Source organism: Hespellia stercorisuis DSM 15480 (assembly GCF_900142165.1).
Taxonomy (GTDB): domain Bacteria; phylum Bacillota; class Clostridia; order Lachnospirales; family Lachnospiraceae; genus Hespellia; species Hespellia stercorisuis.
This window is the reverse complement of the sequence record NZ_FQZY01000016.1, coordinates 37235-53397: the sequence shown is the minus strand read 5'-3', so window position 1 is coordinate 53397 and position 16163 is coordinate 37235. Positions and strand designations below refer to the sequence as shown.

At 47.3% G+C, this 16163-nt stretch carries 12 protein-coding genes and 1 pseudogene; 1 reads left to right on the top strand and 12 read right to left on the bottom strand.

Annotated elements, in window-relative coordinates; genetic code table 11:
• Nucleotides 1-17: 17 nt before the first annotated feature.
• The 12 genes and pseudogenes from carB to BUB85_RS06495 form a co-directional block, all read right to left on the bottom strand.
• On the bottom strand, nucleotides 18-3218 hold the full coding sequence (carB, locus tag BUB85_RS06550; protein ID WP_073107158.1) for a carbamoyl-phosphate synthase large subunit: 3201 nt from the start codon (nucleotides 3216-3218) through the stop codon (nucleotides 18-20).
• Entirely contained in the window at nucleotides 3218-4288 is a 1071-nt protein-coding gene (locus BUB85_RS06545) for a carbamoyl phosphate synthase small subunit (RefSeq protein ID WP_073107281.1), read from the bottom strand. Before BUB85_RS06545 ends, carB begins: the two co-directional genes overlap by 1 nt.
• A gap of 193 nt (nucleotides 4289-4481) precedes the next feature.
• Nucleotides 4482-5678: a transglutaminase domain-containing protein gene (locus BUB85_RS06540; RefSeq protein WP_073107154.1), complete on the bottom strand. Its 1197-nt coding sequence runs from the start codon at nucleotides 5676-5678 to the stop codon at nucleotides 4482-4484.
• A 42-nt stretch (nucleotides 5679-5720) separates the two neighbouring features.
• Nucleotides 5721-6305 (bottom strand): annotated as a pseudogene (locus tag BUB85_RS06535) (peptidoglycan-binding protein); the annotation flags it as partial.
• Nucleotides 6306-6365: 60 nt separating this feature from the next.
• The gene (locus tag BUB85_RS06530) at nucleotides 6366-8702 is read right to left on the bottom strand and encodes an EAL domain-containing protein (RefSeq protein ID WP_073107148.1); all 2337 of its coding nucleotides are present in this window, start codon (nucleotides 8700-8702) and stop codon (nucleotides 6366-6368) included.
• A gap of 262 nt (nucleotides 8703-8964) precedes the next feature.
• Nucleotides 8965-10134, bottom strand: a complete 1170-nt coding sequence (locus BUB85_RS06525; RefSeq protein WP_073107144.1) for a phosphopentomutase — start codon at nucleotides 10132-10134, stop codon at nucleotides 8965-8967.
• A 2-nt stretch (nucleotides 10135-10136) separates the two neighbouring features.
• A complete protein-coding gene (locus tag BUB85_RS06520; RefSeq protein ID WP_073107141.1) occupies nucleotides 10137-10940 on the bottom strand; it encodes an energy-coupling factor ABC transporter ATP-binding protein in 804 nt (267 codons plus the stop codon).
• Nucleotides 10937-11782, bottom strand: coding sequence for an energy-coupling factor ABC transporter ATP-binding protein (locus BUB85_RS06515; RefSeq protein ID WP_073107136.1), 846 nt, complete (start codon nucleotides 11780-11782; stop codon nucleotides 10937-10939). The genes BUB85_RS06520 and BUB85_RS06515 overlap by 4 nt, the downstream gene beginning before the upstream one ends.
• Complete coding sequence (locus tag BUB85_RS06510) at nucleotides 11770-12546, bottom strand: energy-coupling factor transporter transmembrane component T family protein (protein WP_073107133.1); 777 nt, start codon at nucleotides 12544-12546, stop codon at nucleotides 11770-11772. The genes BUB85_RS06515 and BUB85_RS06510 overlap by 13 nt, the downstream gene beginning before the upstream one ends.
• A 10-nt stretch (nucleotides 12547-12556) precedes the next feature.
• Nucleotides 12557-13171 carry an ECF transporter S component gene (locus tag BUB85_RS06505; RefSeq protein ID WP_073107130.1) on the bottom strand — a complete coding sequence of 205 codons (615 nt, stop codon included), beginning with the start codon at nucleotides 13169-13171 and terminating at the stop codon, nucleotides 12557-12559.
• Entirely contained in the window at nucleotides 13168-13935 is a 768-nt protein-coding gene (locus BUB85_RS06500; RefSeq protein WP_073107127.1) for a nucleoside phosphorylase, read from the bottom strand. Before BUB85_RS06500 ends, BUB85_RS06505 begins: the two co-directional genes overlap by 4 nt.
• Before the next feature lie 44 nt (nucleotides 13936-13979).
• On the bottom strand, nucleotides 13980-14654 hold the full coding sequence (locus tag BUB85_RS06495; protein ID WP_073107123.1) for a Crp/Fnr family transcriptional regulator: 675 nt from the start codon (nucleotides 14652-14654) through the stop codon (nucleotides 13980-13982).
• A gap of 401 nt (nucleotides 14655-15055) precedes the next feature.
• On the opposite strand from BUB85_RS06495, the gene BUB85_RS06490 reads away from it, so the two are divergent.
• Nucleotides 15056-16147, top strand: a complete 1092-nt coding sequence (locus BUB85_RS06490; RefSeq protein WP_073107119.1) for a coiled-coil domain-containing protein — start codon at nucleotides 15056-15058, stop codon at nucleotides 16145-16147.
• Nucleotides 16148-16163: the final 16 nt, after the last annotated feature.

Below are 16163 nucleotides of genomic sequence, written 5' to 3'. Positions count from 1 at the left end.
ACAGATTTCCTGCTCCATTACTGTACTTTTGCAATGTCGATCAGCGTCAGCTGGGTGATATCCGTATTCTCCAGGCTGGTTGCCAGTGCTCTCGCCGTGTCCATCGCCGTCAGAACATTGACACCGGTCTCGATGGCATTTCTGCGGATGACAAATCCGTCTTTCGCACGGTCTGCACCCTGCGGAGGCGTATCGATGACAAGATCGATTTCGTGTCCCAGAATCAGATCCAGAAGGTTTGGTGATTCCTGTTCAATCTTCTTCACCGGAATCGCTTTCACGCCTGCCCCGTTCAGAGCCTCGGCGGTTCCCCTTGTAGCAAAGATCCGGTAGCCGATCTTCTCAAAGCGACGTCCGATCTCGATGGCTTCCTCTTTGTCTTCATCGCGCACGGTCATGATCATGTTCTTGTACTTCGGAAGGTTGATTCCGGCTCCGAGGAAGGCTTTGTAGAGTGCCTCGTTAAATGTCTTCGCGATACCAAGGCATTCTCCTGTGGACTTCATCTCCGGTCCAAGGCTGATGTCAGCCCCGCGGATCTTCTCAAAGGAGAATACCGGCATCTTGATGGCGATGTAATCTGCCTCTTTCTGCAGTCCCGGTGTGTAGCCCAGCTCCTTTATCTTCGCGCCGATGATGACCTTGGTCGCCAGCGGTACGATCGGAATGCCGGTCACCTTGCTGATGTAAGGAACCGTACGGCTGGAGCGAGGATTTACCTCGATCACGTACACATCCTCACCGCAGACGATAAACTGAATGTTGATCAGTCCAATTACATGAAGAGACTGAGCCAGTTTCTTTGTATAATCTTCAATCTTAAGTTTTGTCGCCTCTGTCAGGCTCTGTGCCGGATATACGGAGATACTGTCTCCGGAGTGGATTCCCGCACGTTCAATATGCTCCATGATTCCCGGAATCAGAATGTCCTCGCCGTCGCAGACCGCATCCACCTCGATCTCTTTTCCCACAAGATACTTATCGACAAGAATCGGGTGATCCTGCGCGATCCGGTTGATGATTCCGATAAATTCATCGATGTCATGATCGTTGATCGCAATCTGCATGCCCTGTCCGCCAAGTACATAGGAAGGACGTACCAGAACCGGATATCCCAGTCTGGATGCCACCTCTTTTGCCTCCTCCGCTGTATAGACAGTTCCGCCGGATGGTCTTGGGATTCCACATTTCTCCAGAATCTCGTCGAACAGCTCACGGTCCTCCGCCGCATCCACATTCTCTGCGGAGGTTCCGAGGATCGGTACGCCCATCTTCATCAGGGCTTCTGTCAGCTTGATTGCAGTCTGACCGCCAAACTGTACCACAGCCCCGTCCGGTTTTTCCAGATCCACGATGCTCTCTACATCCTCCGGAGTAAGGGGTTCAAAATACAGTTTATCCGCGATATCAAAGTCAGTACTTACCGTCTCAGGGTTGTTGTTGACGATAATTGTCTCATACCCCTCTTTTGCAAATGCCCAGGTACAGTGAACAGAGCAGAAATCAAATTCGATTCCCTGTCCAATTCGGATCGGGCCGGAACCAAGTACAAGCACTTTCTTTTTGGCGTTGGTCTCCTCCACCTCGTTCTCACTGCCAAACACAGAATAGTAATAAGGCGTCGCAGCCGCGAACTCCGCAGCACACGTATCTACCATCTTGTAAGCCGCAACGATTCCGTTCTCATGGCGAAGGTCGTGAATCTCGCGCTCTGTCTTCCCGGACAGCTGTGCGATGACGTTGTCCGGAAATTCCATACGTTTTGCTTCTTTCAGAAGCTCCGGCGTGAGTTTCTGCTGCTTCAGTGCATTCTCCATCTCAACAATAATAGCGATTTTGTCCACAAACCACAGGTCGATCTTTGTGATCTCATGAATCTCTTCATAAGGCACTCCTTTTCGAACCGCCTCCGCGATCAGCCAGATTCGTCTGTCATCGACTACCTGCAGCTGTTCTCTGATCTGATCCGCATCCAAAGCCGTGAAATCATAAGACATCAGGCTGTCCACATGCTGCTCCAGAGAACGGATTGCCTTCATGAGTGCCCCCTCAAAGTTATCACAGATACTCATAACCTCTCCGGTTGCCTTCATCTGGGTTGTCAGCGTTCTCTTGGCGCTGATAAATTTGTCAAACGGAAGTCTCGGAATTTTGACCACACAGTAGTCCAGCATCGGCTCGAAGCTTGCATAGGTCTTGTGCGTGATTGCATTTTTGATCTCATCCAGAGTGTAGCCCAGGGCGATCTTTGCAGCCACCTTCGCGATCGGGTAACCTGTCGCCTTAGAAGCCAGTGCCGAAGAACGGCTCACACGCGGGTTTACCTCGATGACACAATATTCAAATGTAGTAGGGTGCAGCGCGTACTGTACGTTACATCCACCTGTGATATTCAGTTCGCTGATGATGTTCAGCGCGGAGGTACGAAGCATCTGATACTCCTTGTCGCCCAGAGTCTGGGACGGTGCCACCACGATACTGTCACCGGTGTGCACGCCAACCGGATCCAGATTTTCCATATTACATACCGTGATGCAGTTTCCGTTGCTGTCACGCATCACTTCGTACTCAATCTCTTTCCATCCTGCAATGCAGCGCTCCACGAGAACCTGGCCTACACGGGAAAGTCTGAGGCCGTTCTCCAGGATCTCCATCAGTTCTTCCACATTGTGTGCGATTCCACCGCCACTTCCGCCCAGTGTATAGGCCGGACGAAGCACGACCGGATAACCGATTTCCTTCGCAAAAGCAACACCAGCATCCACATCCTCCACGACGAGGGATGCAGCACACGGCTCTCCTATTTTTTCCATAGTCGTCTTAAATTCCAGACGATCCTCCGCCTTCTTGATGGTCTGTGAGGTTGTTCCGATGAGACGGACATCGTTATTTTTCAGGAATCCGTTCTCCTCCAACTCCATGGCAAGGTTCAATGCTGCCTGTCCGCCCAGTGTCGGCAGGACACTGTCCGGCTGTTCTTTTCTGATCAGCTGTTCCACCACTTCCACTGTCAGTGGCTCAATATATACGCGGTCCGCGATATCCTTATCCGTCATGATCGTCGCCGGATTGGAATTAAGCAGCACAACCTCGATCCCTTCTTCCTTCAGGGAACGGCACGCCTGGGTACCCGCATAGTCAAACTCAGCAGCCTGTCCGATCACGATCGGGCCGGAACCGATTACTAATACTTTTTTTATACTATTGTCTCTTGGCATTATTTATTTCCTCCCATCATTTCAATAAATCTGTCAAACAGGTAACCGGAATCCTGCGGACCCGGGCATGCCTCTGGATGGAACTGCACGGTGAAAATATTTTTTCCAACATAAGTCAGTCCCTCGTTCGTGCCATCATTTACATTGGTGAATGCTGGAGCTGCGATATTCTTGTCAATGCTGTCCGTGTCGACCACATATCCGTGGTTCTGTGAGGAAATATAGACTCTGTTGTTGCTCAGGTCCTTCACTGGATGATTGCCTCCGCGATGACCGTATTTCAGCTTGTGCGTGGTAGCCCCCGTCGCAAGTGCCATCAGCTGGTGTCCGAGGCAGATTGCGAAGATTGGGATCTCCGAGTCATATAATTTTTTGATCTCTCTGATAATGTCCTTGCAGTCTGCCGGATCTCCAGGTCCGTTGGACAGCATGATTCCGTCCGGCTTCGATGCGATGATTTCGTCCGCTGATGTGTGTGCCGGATAAATCGTCACCTCACATCCACGCTGATTCAGAGATTTGGCGATGTTATTTTTTGCACCAAAATCCATCAGCGCAACCTTTTTGCCTTCGCCTTCTATAGTATACTTCTCCTCGCAGGTCACTTTGGAAACTACATCCCCAACCGTGTAGGCTGCCAGCTTCGGAATAATCTCATCCAGATCATAATTCTCATTCGTTGTGATCATCCCGTTCATGGTTCCCTTCTCGCGGAGGATCTTCGTGAGTGCTCTGGTATCAATTCCGGCTATTCCCGGAATATCCTGGGCTTTTAAAAAGTCCTGAATGCTACCCTCACAACGGAAGTTGCTCGGCATTCGGGACAATTCTCTAACAATATAGCCATCCGGCCATGCTTTTTTAGATTCCATGTCCGGTGTAATTCCATAATTTCCAATCAGCGGATAAGTCATAACCACGGCCTGTCCTGCATAAGAAGGGTCTGTAAGCACCTCCAAATAACCTGTCATAGAGGTATTAAAGACGATTTCACTAATCATATCTCTTGTGGAGCCAATGCTCGTTCCCGTAAACACAGTTCTGTCTTCTAATATAAGAAACGCTTTCATTTTTTCACCTTTTCCCTTCACTTTGTTTATCGTATTGCATAATAAAGGCACTCTTGGAGTCTTTCTTCCAGAGCGCCCTCTTTCTCAAACTTTCATATGATTATACAACATCTTCTTTTCTTTTTCAACAATATTCTCCCATCTATTTATTATAAATAATTGTAACTATTTAGAACTGTTCCCGGAATCCCGGTTACTGATAGCTCCACATGATCACAATCTTATCCATCTGCGGATCGTCGATGTAAGAAGAATTTGTCTGCATCAGGCCATAATTCTGCAGGAGATTCTGCGCTGCACGCTGCAGAAGATCATTGATTATCATATCATGTGCCTGATGATACACCTCATCATTGGCAAACTTGAAGACCGTCTGCGGTCCGCCGCTGTAGATGGTGTCGTTCATAGCATTCAGACAGATATCGGCATCAAATGTATCGTAGTACATGCCGTTCAGGATATAATAGTTATACGCCATGGATGTGCAGGCCGGAAACACGACTTCTGTATCCACCGTATGGGTCTTGTATATCTCACTGTCCGTGCAGCACAGATAATCGTAATTGATGTTGGATTCCGGCTGAGCCGTATCTTCCTCCTGCTGCAGGAACACCGGATCTCCCCACGTCACATCCACCTGATAGTATCCGCCGTCACAGTTCACAATATTCCATGCATGTGCCTCCATCGTTTCATTGATGACTCCGGTCACATACATACCTTCGATTCCGCATTTTTGCAGCAGATACTGCATCGTCCTGGAATAGCCCGCACACACAGAAACTTTATTAACAAGAACACTGTAGATATTCTGACTGTACTCGGCATTGATATCATAATCCGTCGTATTTACGATGTATTCGTAAATATATTTCACCTTGTCATAGGTTCCCGCATTTGGATCCATTCCAGAAATGCACACATCTGCCGCCTGTTCGATCCCGGCCTTCATCTGCTCTCTCGTCTCACCCGTGCAGGCATAGAGCGGCTGCATCACTGAATAATCATTGTAGGAGGTGGTCGATGCCTCCCCGGTGCACCAGAATAATTCCGGAAAATCATAAATTACACTGGTATACACCGCCCCGACCCGATCCGCCGCTGTGGTGTGCAGATAGATTTCTCCCTGTTCTTCCTGCACACCCTGGAGGATTTCTTTGTACACGATCTTCTCGTCCTCGGACAGCTGCTGATAATAATACTGCGTTGCCACCGCACTTTCCTCGATCGTATTCTCTGTAAACGGAATACTGCTCTTCTCATTCACGATATTCCGTATCTTATCTGTCACTGGTTCCATTTTCCAGTAAATCACTCCCGTCGTCACACAGACAATAACGATAAAAAGAATGATTTTCAAGCCTGTGTTTCTTCTTCGACGTCTGGACATCTGTCTCTTCTCCTGTTACACTCTTTTACCTCTTTCGCGAGGTCATACTAATTCTGCAATCCGTGATACCCCGACATAGATCTCAGATATTTTGTACCATGTCTTATAATCCACCGTTCCGGTCTCGGGAAGGCCAAATACAGACTGAAACACGCGGACTGCATCTGCTGTTTCCTGACCGTACCTGCCGTCCACGGATATCTTCGGGATGGCGGGGTAAGCCCCTGCGATCACATTGAGCTGCTCCTGTATCTGTCTTACTTTTTCCCCCTCTGATCCCACCTCCAGCGTATACCCAGGCCAGGAGCTCGGAACTCCTGATATTTCCTGTGCTATATTGATATACATATCATCGCCGTAATAGTACCGGAGTATTTCAATCGGAGCATATCCCTGATCCCCCAGAGATTTACTCCCCCACTGGGTCATCCAGTCGGGACAACTCACCTGTCTTCCGTCACAATACTGTGTCAGAATCGGCTGTCTGACATTCGGTCTGGACAAATAGTTTGCAAACAGCTCATCGGTTATCGCCGATATTGTATCATAAACATTGCGGTTTGCAATCCATTTGTGATCAAATGCCGTGGACGATGTAATCGTAAAATCATACCCTTTGTTGCGGTACGCCGAGGCACACACAAATTCGTGGCTGCGCTGTCATCGCTGTGCTGCGGATCTTTTGCGTCAGGATGCATCGTTGATCAGCTCAAGCAGATGCCGGGAGGAGCGTTCGATCTTTTTGAGACATTCCTCCACCTGCGCATAATTCTGTGCATCCATTCCGTTCATCGCCAGTGTGGTTTCCTGAATAATCGCGTGCATCGGAGTCCGGATCTCATGATCCGCTCTCGTGAGCAATGCGTCTAAGGAATCCACAGTTCGCTCGTTCTCTTTCAAAGCCCCCGCATCGTATTTCCATTTCTGGAAATTCCGGTACCGCTCACTGATGTCCATGATGCGACCAACTCTCGCGTCCACAATCTCCCAGACCAGCGGTTTGGAGAGGACATCATACGCCCCGCACCGAAACGCTTTTGCCAGATTCTCCGGTCTGTCGTCCGCCGTGAGCATGATCTTCGGAATCAAATGCAGTTCCGGATCATTCTGACAGTAAACAAGGAAATCCAGACCGCTCATTCCCGGCAGCGTATCGTCCGTAAGAATCAGCCTCACCTGCTTCTTATGGTTCTGCAGATAGGTCAGCGCCTCCTCCGCACATTCACACTGGTGGATATGATAACGGCTCGCAAAATGTTCCTCCAGCAATGTCCGGTCAAGTTCAATGTCATCTACCACCAGCACCGTCACGTTGTGAAACGGTGCCTTTTTTTCCTCTGTCTCCACAGTCTTAAAAATATATTTGGATTCAAACTCATCCCGCGGAATGGGTCTTGAATAGTAATACCCCTGAATGTAGTTGCAGCCGACACCGGTCAGAAAGTCCTTCTGCTCCCTGGTCTCAACTCCCTCCACCACGACCTCCATTCCGAGCCAGTTGGCCATCTTAATGACGGATGCCAGAATAATTTCGCCCTTCTCGACTTCATTTCCAACCGGAAGGAACTTCATATCCACCTTCAGGATATCCGCCTCCACATCTTTCAATGTGTTGAGCGATGAATAGCCGCTTCCGAAATCATCCACAAGAATCATAAATCCTTTTTCGCGCAGAGTATGAATCGTCTGCAGCATCAGATCCGGATCCGTCATGTAAGCACTCTCCGTGATTTCCAGCTGAAGTGCCTTGTAGCCGATACCATATTTTTCGACCAGACCGACCAGAAGTTCAATCACCTGCGGATTGTACAGACTCACCCTGGAAATGTTGACCGAGACTGGAATCGTCTGATATCCCGAGTCCATCCAGTCGCGCAGCATCATGCAGGTATGCTCCCACATGTAATAATCCAGTGCTGCAATAAATCCATTCCGCTCAAAGACAGGAATGAACACTCCCGGAGAGACCAGTCCCTTCTGCGGGTGAACCCAACGCACCAGTGCCTCGGCACCACAGGTCTTCTCCGTCGTTATATTCACCTTCGGCTGTAAATAGACCACAAACTGCTCCGTGTCCAATGCATTCTGCATCTCATTGACAATCGTCAGTTCTTCCGTCGTCTTATTCACCGTTCCGATATCATAATAGCCGATATGCTTTCCGTACTGGCTCTTGCATTTCTGCGCACCCATGGACGCACGGAGATAGCACTCCTCCACGCTGAGGGAAGGGTCTTCTATCACATAGATTCCCGCTGAGATCTCCAACAGATAATCCTTCCGGTATTCAGACAACCGTTTCTGTATCTGAAACACCCAGTTTTCCAGCTGTTTTTTATCACCGTCGCAGCTCATGCATACGCCGAACACATCCGAAGTGATTCTTCCGTAGGTGATCAGTTCTTCCCCTTCGATGCTGTCACTCAGTGCGCCCGCAAGATAGCAGAGCAGTGCATCGCCCTCTTCCTCGCCAAAGGCAGAGTTATACAGTGCAAAATGATCAATATCAAGACGCACAAAAACAAACGGTATATCCGGGTGTTCTTTCAGCATCGCCCGGGTATCCGCAAACATTCGTCCCCGATTGTAAAGTCCGGTCAGCGAATCATGCGCCGCCAATTTCTGCAGTCTTTTATAAACAGATACCTGGCTCCGCGCAATCGCATTTTTCAGTCTGCTGAATAACACCTTGGAATTATAAGGCTTTGTGACAAAATCCCAGGCCCCGGCATCCAGCACTTGCTTTTCGGTCTGGACATCGTTGCTACCCGTCATGACAATAATCGGAATGTCTGTCATCTTCTTCTGTCTGATGATATCCAGAAATTCATACCCGTCCATCACCGGCATCATGATGTCCAGAAGCACTGCCGCAAACTTTTCCTGATGACCTTCCAGCAGTGTCAGTGCAGCTGCACCGTTTTCAGCTTCAACCACCTCATACTTGTCTGTCAGCATCTTCCGCAATATTCTTCTGTTGATCGGCTCATCTTCAACTACCAGTATACTTTGTTTTGCTCCCATCGCTCACCGTTTTTCTTCTATCTTGTTCGTTTCAACAATTGATCTTTCATTACATCTTTCATTACATTCTTATTATAATTTTATCACATACCCTCATATTATTCTACACCCAATCAAAGATTTACACTTTCCAGGCAGGTAGTTCAAGTTAACATTCTATATCCGAAATCACTTTGCTTTTATACTATTTATCCCCGGGCCGTGGACTTCTTTTGCACAACCCGGGGACAACAATTTTACGATCTATTTTTCTATCTCTTTTTTATTTTTCTATCTCCGCAAAAAAACTATCTCCGTCTCCCTCATAAGCCACTCCAAGATACTCCATCACTGTCTGTGCAATGTCTGCATAGCTGCTGCGCATACCCAGATTCACATTTTTTTTCAGGCTCTCGCCGTAACAAAGAACCGGGATATACTCTCTGCTGTGATCCGTCCCTTTAAAGCCCGGGTCACATCCGTGGTCTGCAGTGATGATCAGAAGATCCTCCGGAGCCATTTTCTCCATGAACTGACCGAGCTGTACATCCACCTCATTCAGTGCGTTTACATAGCCCGGGATATCATTACGGTGACCATAAAGCATATCAAAATCTACCAGATTCACGAAGCAGAGTCCGTGGAAATCCTTTTCCAGAAGGGAAAGTGTCCGCTCCATATTGATCTTATTTCCCTCATTGGCATAGGTCTCCTGTACGCCCTTTCCGGCAAAGATATCATAGATTTTTCCCACACCGATGGTGTCCAACCCCGCCGCCTTTAGTGTATCTAACATTGTGTCCTTTGGCGGCTCCAGTGAAAAATCATGGCGGTTCACCGTACGGGTATAGTCAGGGTAGGTTCCCACAAACGGTCTTGCTATCACGCGTCCCACTCCATGTTCCCCCTGCAGCATAGCTCTTGTTTTTCTGCAGATATCATACAGTTCTTCCAGTGGAACAACCTCCTCATGTGCCGCGATCTGGAACACACTGTCTGCCGAAGTGTAGACGATCAGACCTCCGGTCTCTACCTGCTCTTTTCCATAATCCCGGATGACATCTGTCCCTGAGTATACCTGATTGCAGAGTGCCTTCCGCCCGGTCATTGCCTCAAACTCTTCGATGACCTCCTTGGGAAATCCATTCGGATAGGTCGGCATTGCCTGGTGGGAAATCATCCCGGCAATCTCCCAGTGTCCGACTGTGGTATCTTTCCCGGCTGACTGCTCCTGCAGCTTTCCGTAACACCCGCTGACATCCTCTTGTTCCTTTCTAAAAGATGTTCCATCAATATTATAAAGTCCCAGTCTGCTCATGTTCGGAACATGAAGCTTTCCGCTTCTTACGCAGGTTCCAAATGTATCACAGCCCACATCACCAAATTGATCCGCATCCGGTGCTTCACCCACTCCGGCACTGTCCAACACAATCAAGAATACTCTTTTTTTCATAATTACTGCCCTTTCTTATATTCCACAAAATCGTCTGTCGTCAAAAATGTTTCTTCGTATCCAAGTGCATGACAGAGCCTGGTCACATTTGGCTGCTCCAGAAACGCTTTTTCCAGAATTTCGGCTCTCGAAAATACCTGTTTCGGATCGCCGTCCAGAAGCACGCCACCCTTCGCAAATACAACGGCGCGGTCAAAATGCTCTGCCACAAAATCCATGTCATGGATAATGGTAAGCACCAGCTTCCCCTGGTTTCTCAGATGCTCCACAATTTCGCCGATACATTTCTTTCCGGCATAATCCTGGGCGATGGTTGGCTCATCAAAGATGATGACTTCCGGATCCATTGCCAGAATAGCTGCAATGGAGATCAGTTTGCGTTCTGATAGTCCAAGATCATACGGATTCACCTTGCATTTTTTCTCCATCCCAACCATCTCAAGTGCATCCATCGCGTGGACTTTCGCCTCTTCCTTCGACATGCCGACCTGCATCGGTCCGAACATAACTTCGTCGATGACTGAATTTTTGAAAATCTGATCATTCGGATTCTGGAATACCATTCCGATATGCTTTGCGATCTGTGCCACTGTCATACTGCTCAAATCAGTTCCATTATACACTATTTTACCGGAAGTGGGTTGTAATAAACCTTTTAACAACTTAACAAATGTAGTTTTTCCTGCACCGTTCTGTCCGATAATCGCTGTAGACTGCTGATCAAGCACCAGATCGATTCCCTTTAATATCTCTTCATTCTCTGTATAAGAGAAATGAAGATCCTTGATTTCTAATCTTCCCATCATACGGCCATTCCCTCCAGCGCTTCTTTTGCTTCATTTAATGTTACCGGATACTCACCTGTTGCCGCATTTTTCCGGCCAAGTCCACGTCCGATTCTCGTAAATGCAGGCGGCAGAACTCCATGCTCCAGCAAATCATCTCTGGAGAAGATTTTCTGTGGTGTATCAAAGTCTATCATTTTTCCTTCATCCAGCAGCATGACTCTGTCACTGTAAGCAGCTATTTTTTCCATTTTATGCTCTACCATGATAATGGTGATTCCTTTTTGACTTAATCTCTGCACTGCTTTGAATACTTCTTCACTTCCCTGTGGGTCGAGCTGTGAGGTCGGCTCGTCCAGAATGATGATTTCCGGGTTCATGGCGATGATACTTGCGATTGCCATTCTCTGCATCTGCCCGCCGGACAGGTCGAACGGATTGCGGTCACGGAACTTTGTAATATCAAGCTGCTCCAGAGCATCATCAATTCTGCGAATCATTTCTTTTCTTGTAAGGCCCAGATTTTCCAGACCAAATGCAATCTCATCGTACACAGTCAGCTTCGATCCCGTGACCTGGTTGAATGGATTCTGAAATACGATGCCGACCTTCTGGCACAGCTCATCCACTTCTACGTCCCGCACATTGATTTCTCCAATCTTCACATTTCCGCCGTAGGCTCCTCTGTAAAAGTTTGGAATCAGCCCTGTAAATGCCTGGCAGAGTGTACTTTTTCCAGATCCGTTTTTCCCGATGATTCCAATAAATTCTCCCGGTTCAATCTGAAAACTGACTCCGTTCAGTGCCAGGTTCTCTGTATGAGGATACCGGTATTTCAGATGATTCACTTCTATCCTAGCCATAATTTTACCCTCCATGCAACAGATGCGAGCACCGCTGCGATCAGCAGCAGATTGATGATTTTATCTGTCGTCGTTACTTTTCTTTCATTTAAGAATGTCTTTTTTGTCTTTGCGTTAAATCCACGCACTTCCAATGCAATTGCACGTTCTTTTGTATCCACCAGCGAGCTCATAACAACAGGTGAAATCAGTGGCAGAAAGGCCTTGATACGGACCAGCAGGCTTCCTTCCGTCTCCATTCCACGGCTTCTCTGTGCATCTGTAATGGTGTTCATCGTCTCCATCATCTGTGGAATGATCTGGAAAATGGAGATAAACACGTAACCAAGTCTTGGAGAAAATCCTTTTTCAATAAAATTCTCCACCATATCCGATGGCTTTGTCGTAAAAATCAGCACACAGATTGCAAGCAGGATATTAAATACGTTCAGGGCAATTCCAAGACTGTAGAGCAGTCCTTCCTTATAGAATGCTGCGGGGCCGAGCTGCAATACCACAGTGGTATTCCCGGCACGGAACATTCCCTGAATGATTACAATAGTCAAAATAACAATTCCTGAAACACTCAGAACCGGAATGGTCTTTCTCAGGACTTTGGAAATGGTCAGCAGGAAAATACTAAGTACAATTACCGCCACATTTGCCCATTTATTTCCAATCAGAGCCGGAACCAGGATTGCTGCCACCATATAGAGCATCTTGCAGCCGGAATCCAGATGATTCAAAGTAGAATTTTTTTCTTCATATAAACTGATACTTTTCATGGTTCTCCTCCTAATCCAGACTCTCGATTTTTCCGTTGCTTTGATACAGTGACTGCAGGCTCTTTGGCATTCCGCGGTACATTCCCATGACAATGATCACCGTCACGATTTTATCTGGAAGGTCCACCACGATCTCATCCAGCAAGGAAGCCAGCCACACCGGAAGGTCCTTTGCCAGCGACAGTGCATACACCGCATCTCCCCAAAGATTTCCGGTTGTTCCGCCCCAGAAAGCAATGTTTAACGGTGTGGAGATGGATACGGCTGCCAGTCCTGCCAGGATACCGGTAGCAACTGCTCCGCCGATCTTATTCATTCGTCCGTAATATGCCATCAGGCCGACCACAATTCCTATTCCCGCCTGCGAAAATGCATAGACCATGGAAATCGGTGACATGGTAAGTCCGTAGATAATGTTGTTAATCGCTCCGCAGATTGCTCCCACGACCGGACCTGCAAGACAGGCCGCAAGACACGTTCCAATGGAATCCATCCATAGTGGCAGCTTTAATACTCCCGCAAATAATTTGCCCAGGTAGTTGATTCCCACCGCTGCCGGAATCAGTACTAAGGCCGCAGTATTGAATTGCAGGGACCAGGGACTGTTATAAGATTTCTTTTTCACGATTTGTCTCCTCCGTTTTCTGACGAATGCTCCATTGCCACAAACGCTTCCAATGCAGTCAGGATTTCTTTTTTCTCGCCATCGCTGACTGCATTTTCCCCGTCAACATATTGATTGATTTCATCCTCAAGGTTTCCTTCATATTCCACAACTGTATTCAGGATTGATGCCGTCTTCACACCGCGCAGTCCTCCGATGACGAACAGTGCGGCGGTCTCCATGTCCGCACCGAGTACGCCGCGTTTTGCCCAGTATGCGTCAATATCATCTTCCCGGTCAGTGTAGAAGCTGTCGTGGCTTCTTCCGATTCCTACATGGTAAGGGAATTTTTGTTCCTTTGCTGCGTCGATTACTTTATTCAGCAGATCTGTGTTCGGAACAGCCGGATAAATATCATCAATATAAGCTTTGGAAGCGCCTTCGTCCCGGACTGCTCCATTTACTATAATCAGGTCTCCCAAGCGGATTCCTGTCTGCAGGGCTCCGCAGCTTCCGATTCGGATCATTGCTTTTACACCAATGTTATGTAGCTCTTCTACGGCGATTCCCGTTGAAGCACCGCCCATACCGGTGGAAACTGCCATGATACGGACTCCCTTGTAATATCCCACAACACTTTTGTGCTCTCTGTTGAATGCGATTTCTCTTGCGTCTGTCAAAAATTCTTTGATTCGTTCCACGCGCTGTGGATCCCCCGGAAGGATTGCGTAGTTTGCCATATCTTCCTCGCTGCATCGAATATGTGGTTGTAAATGATTGCTCATGGTTTTTATCTCCTTACTGTGTTTGCTTTTTTTGTCCCTTATTTTTATCGTTCTTCTAACAGCTGATCGTAGTTCTTTATGGTCACCATTGTCTTATTTATCTCTATCACGTCATCATCTCTTAGCTGTTTCAAAATCCGGTTCACGCTTCTGGGCGTAACTGCCATTCGCTCACTGAGCGTCTCTGTATGAAGCGGTACATGAAAATGTCCTTCATCATCCGTATTGTCGATCAGAAACTGGCAGATTCTCTGTTTCAGTGTGTAGAGAGAATTGTCTCCCATATTCTGGTAGGTCCGATAGGTTCCACGGCACAATGTATGCAAAATGTATTCGCTGAAATTCTGATCGCTCCGAATCCATTTCAGACAATTTTCTCTGCCCACTTCCAGAACAACTACCTCCCCCTTCGACTCAATCCGGCTCATATACGGAACCCGGTCAAAGATTTCCAGTTCTCCGATATACTGACCTTTCTCGTATGTATTGAGATAGTATTTCTTTCCATGCTCGGATTCGACATAGATATCAGCACAGCCCTCTACAATAATGTAAAAAGTGTCATGCACTACTCCCTGTTCCAGGACAAATTTTCCTGCCTTATACCGCTTAAGCTGTATGGTGCGTAAAATCTCATAAGGACAATTTTTAAAAATATCGTAAATCTTCTTATCTCTCTCCAAAGCCTCCAACACATCCATTATATTTGTCTGAATCATAGAGATTCTCCTTTCTATGCCTCATCTTTCATGACATATTAACTATAGTTATCTTTTTTGCGCGCGAGAAATGTGCGTTTTGTATATTTTCTCTTTTGTTCAGCTCCATTTCTTGTATATTATTATATGTTTTTTATCTGCTTCCGTATAGGATTTTTGTCTTTCATATGTCATTATTTTACATATTTTTTACAAATCGTTTTCTTTCTTCGGGACATTTGTCCAAAATATCTAATTAGGAAAGTGGAAAAGGTGGTTTGGGAGAGCATGGAAATTTGACTCAACGCCTGTTGTGAAAAGGTATACAACAGGTGAAAAGCAGCGTCATAAAAAGTTTATTTGTAATTTTCATCAAAATATTGTACAATAACAAGACAGTCTAAAAAGGAGTGATAAAGATTATGAATATAAGATCCAAACGAAGACTACAGATAAATATCGGAATATTTTGTTCCCTTGCTCTTTTGTCCACCTCCGTTCCGGTACTGGCAACAGATACCGGCAACCTGGAGAATCAGTCATCTTCTCTGCAGCAGCAGCTTCAGGGCATCAATGGCGAAATACTGGATATGAGCACCGAAATTGCCAACATTGAGATTCAGGTGGAAGACACCAACAATGCCATCATCAGCACACAGGAGCAGCTCTCCATTATCCAGAACGATGAAGCAAGACAATACCAGGAGATGAAAAGCCGTATCCAGTACATGTACGAGAACGGCAATACCTCTCTTCTGGAAATGCTGTTCTCCTCCAAAAACATTTCTGAATTTCTAAACAGTGCTGATTTCATCGAGAGCATCAGCAGCTATGACAGAGAAAAACTTGTGGAGCTTCAGACAACCTGCTCCACCATCGAGAAACAGCAGGACAACCTGAGCGAGCAGAAAGCTTCCCTTGAAGCCATGCAGAGTGAACTGCAGACCAAACAGGATTCACTGAATCAAAAGGCTGCGGCTACCTCTACAGACATCAATGCAGTGAATGCACAGATCGCACAGATCAAAACTGCACAGCTGCAGGAAAATCAGGCAAAAGAGGCGCAGGCCAGAGCTGCCGCGCAGAGCAATAAGACAGCGCAGGAGACCGCTTCTACTCAGGGTGCTCCGGCACAGGAAACCGTCTCCCAGCAGACACCGGAAGAACCGGCCGCACCGGCTCCGGAGGTGCCTTCTGAGGAAGCTCCATCCGATTCTTCCGGCAACTCCGATTATACAGGCTCTGATGATCCGTTGACCCCCGGAAAGGGCGTTGTTTACTTCAATGGTCACAGGGAGACCTACTATTCAGAGAACGTCCTTCCCGGCACCGGACTTAATATCCCGGGACGCCATGTTGCAGCAGACGGAACCATTCGTGATGCAGACAATTATATCTGCGTAGCCAGCAGCGATTACGAGAAGGGTACGATTGTTGAGACCTCCCTCGGCATGGGAAAGGTATATGATTCCGGCTGTGCGAGCGGAACAATTGATATTTATACCAACTGGTAGGACAAAAACAGATTTC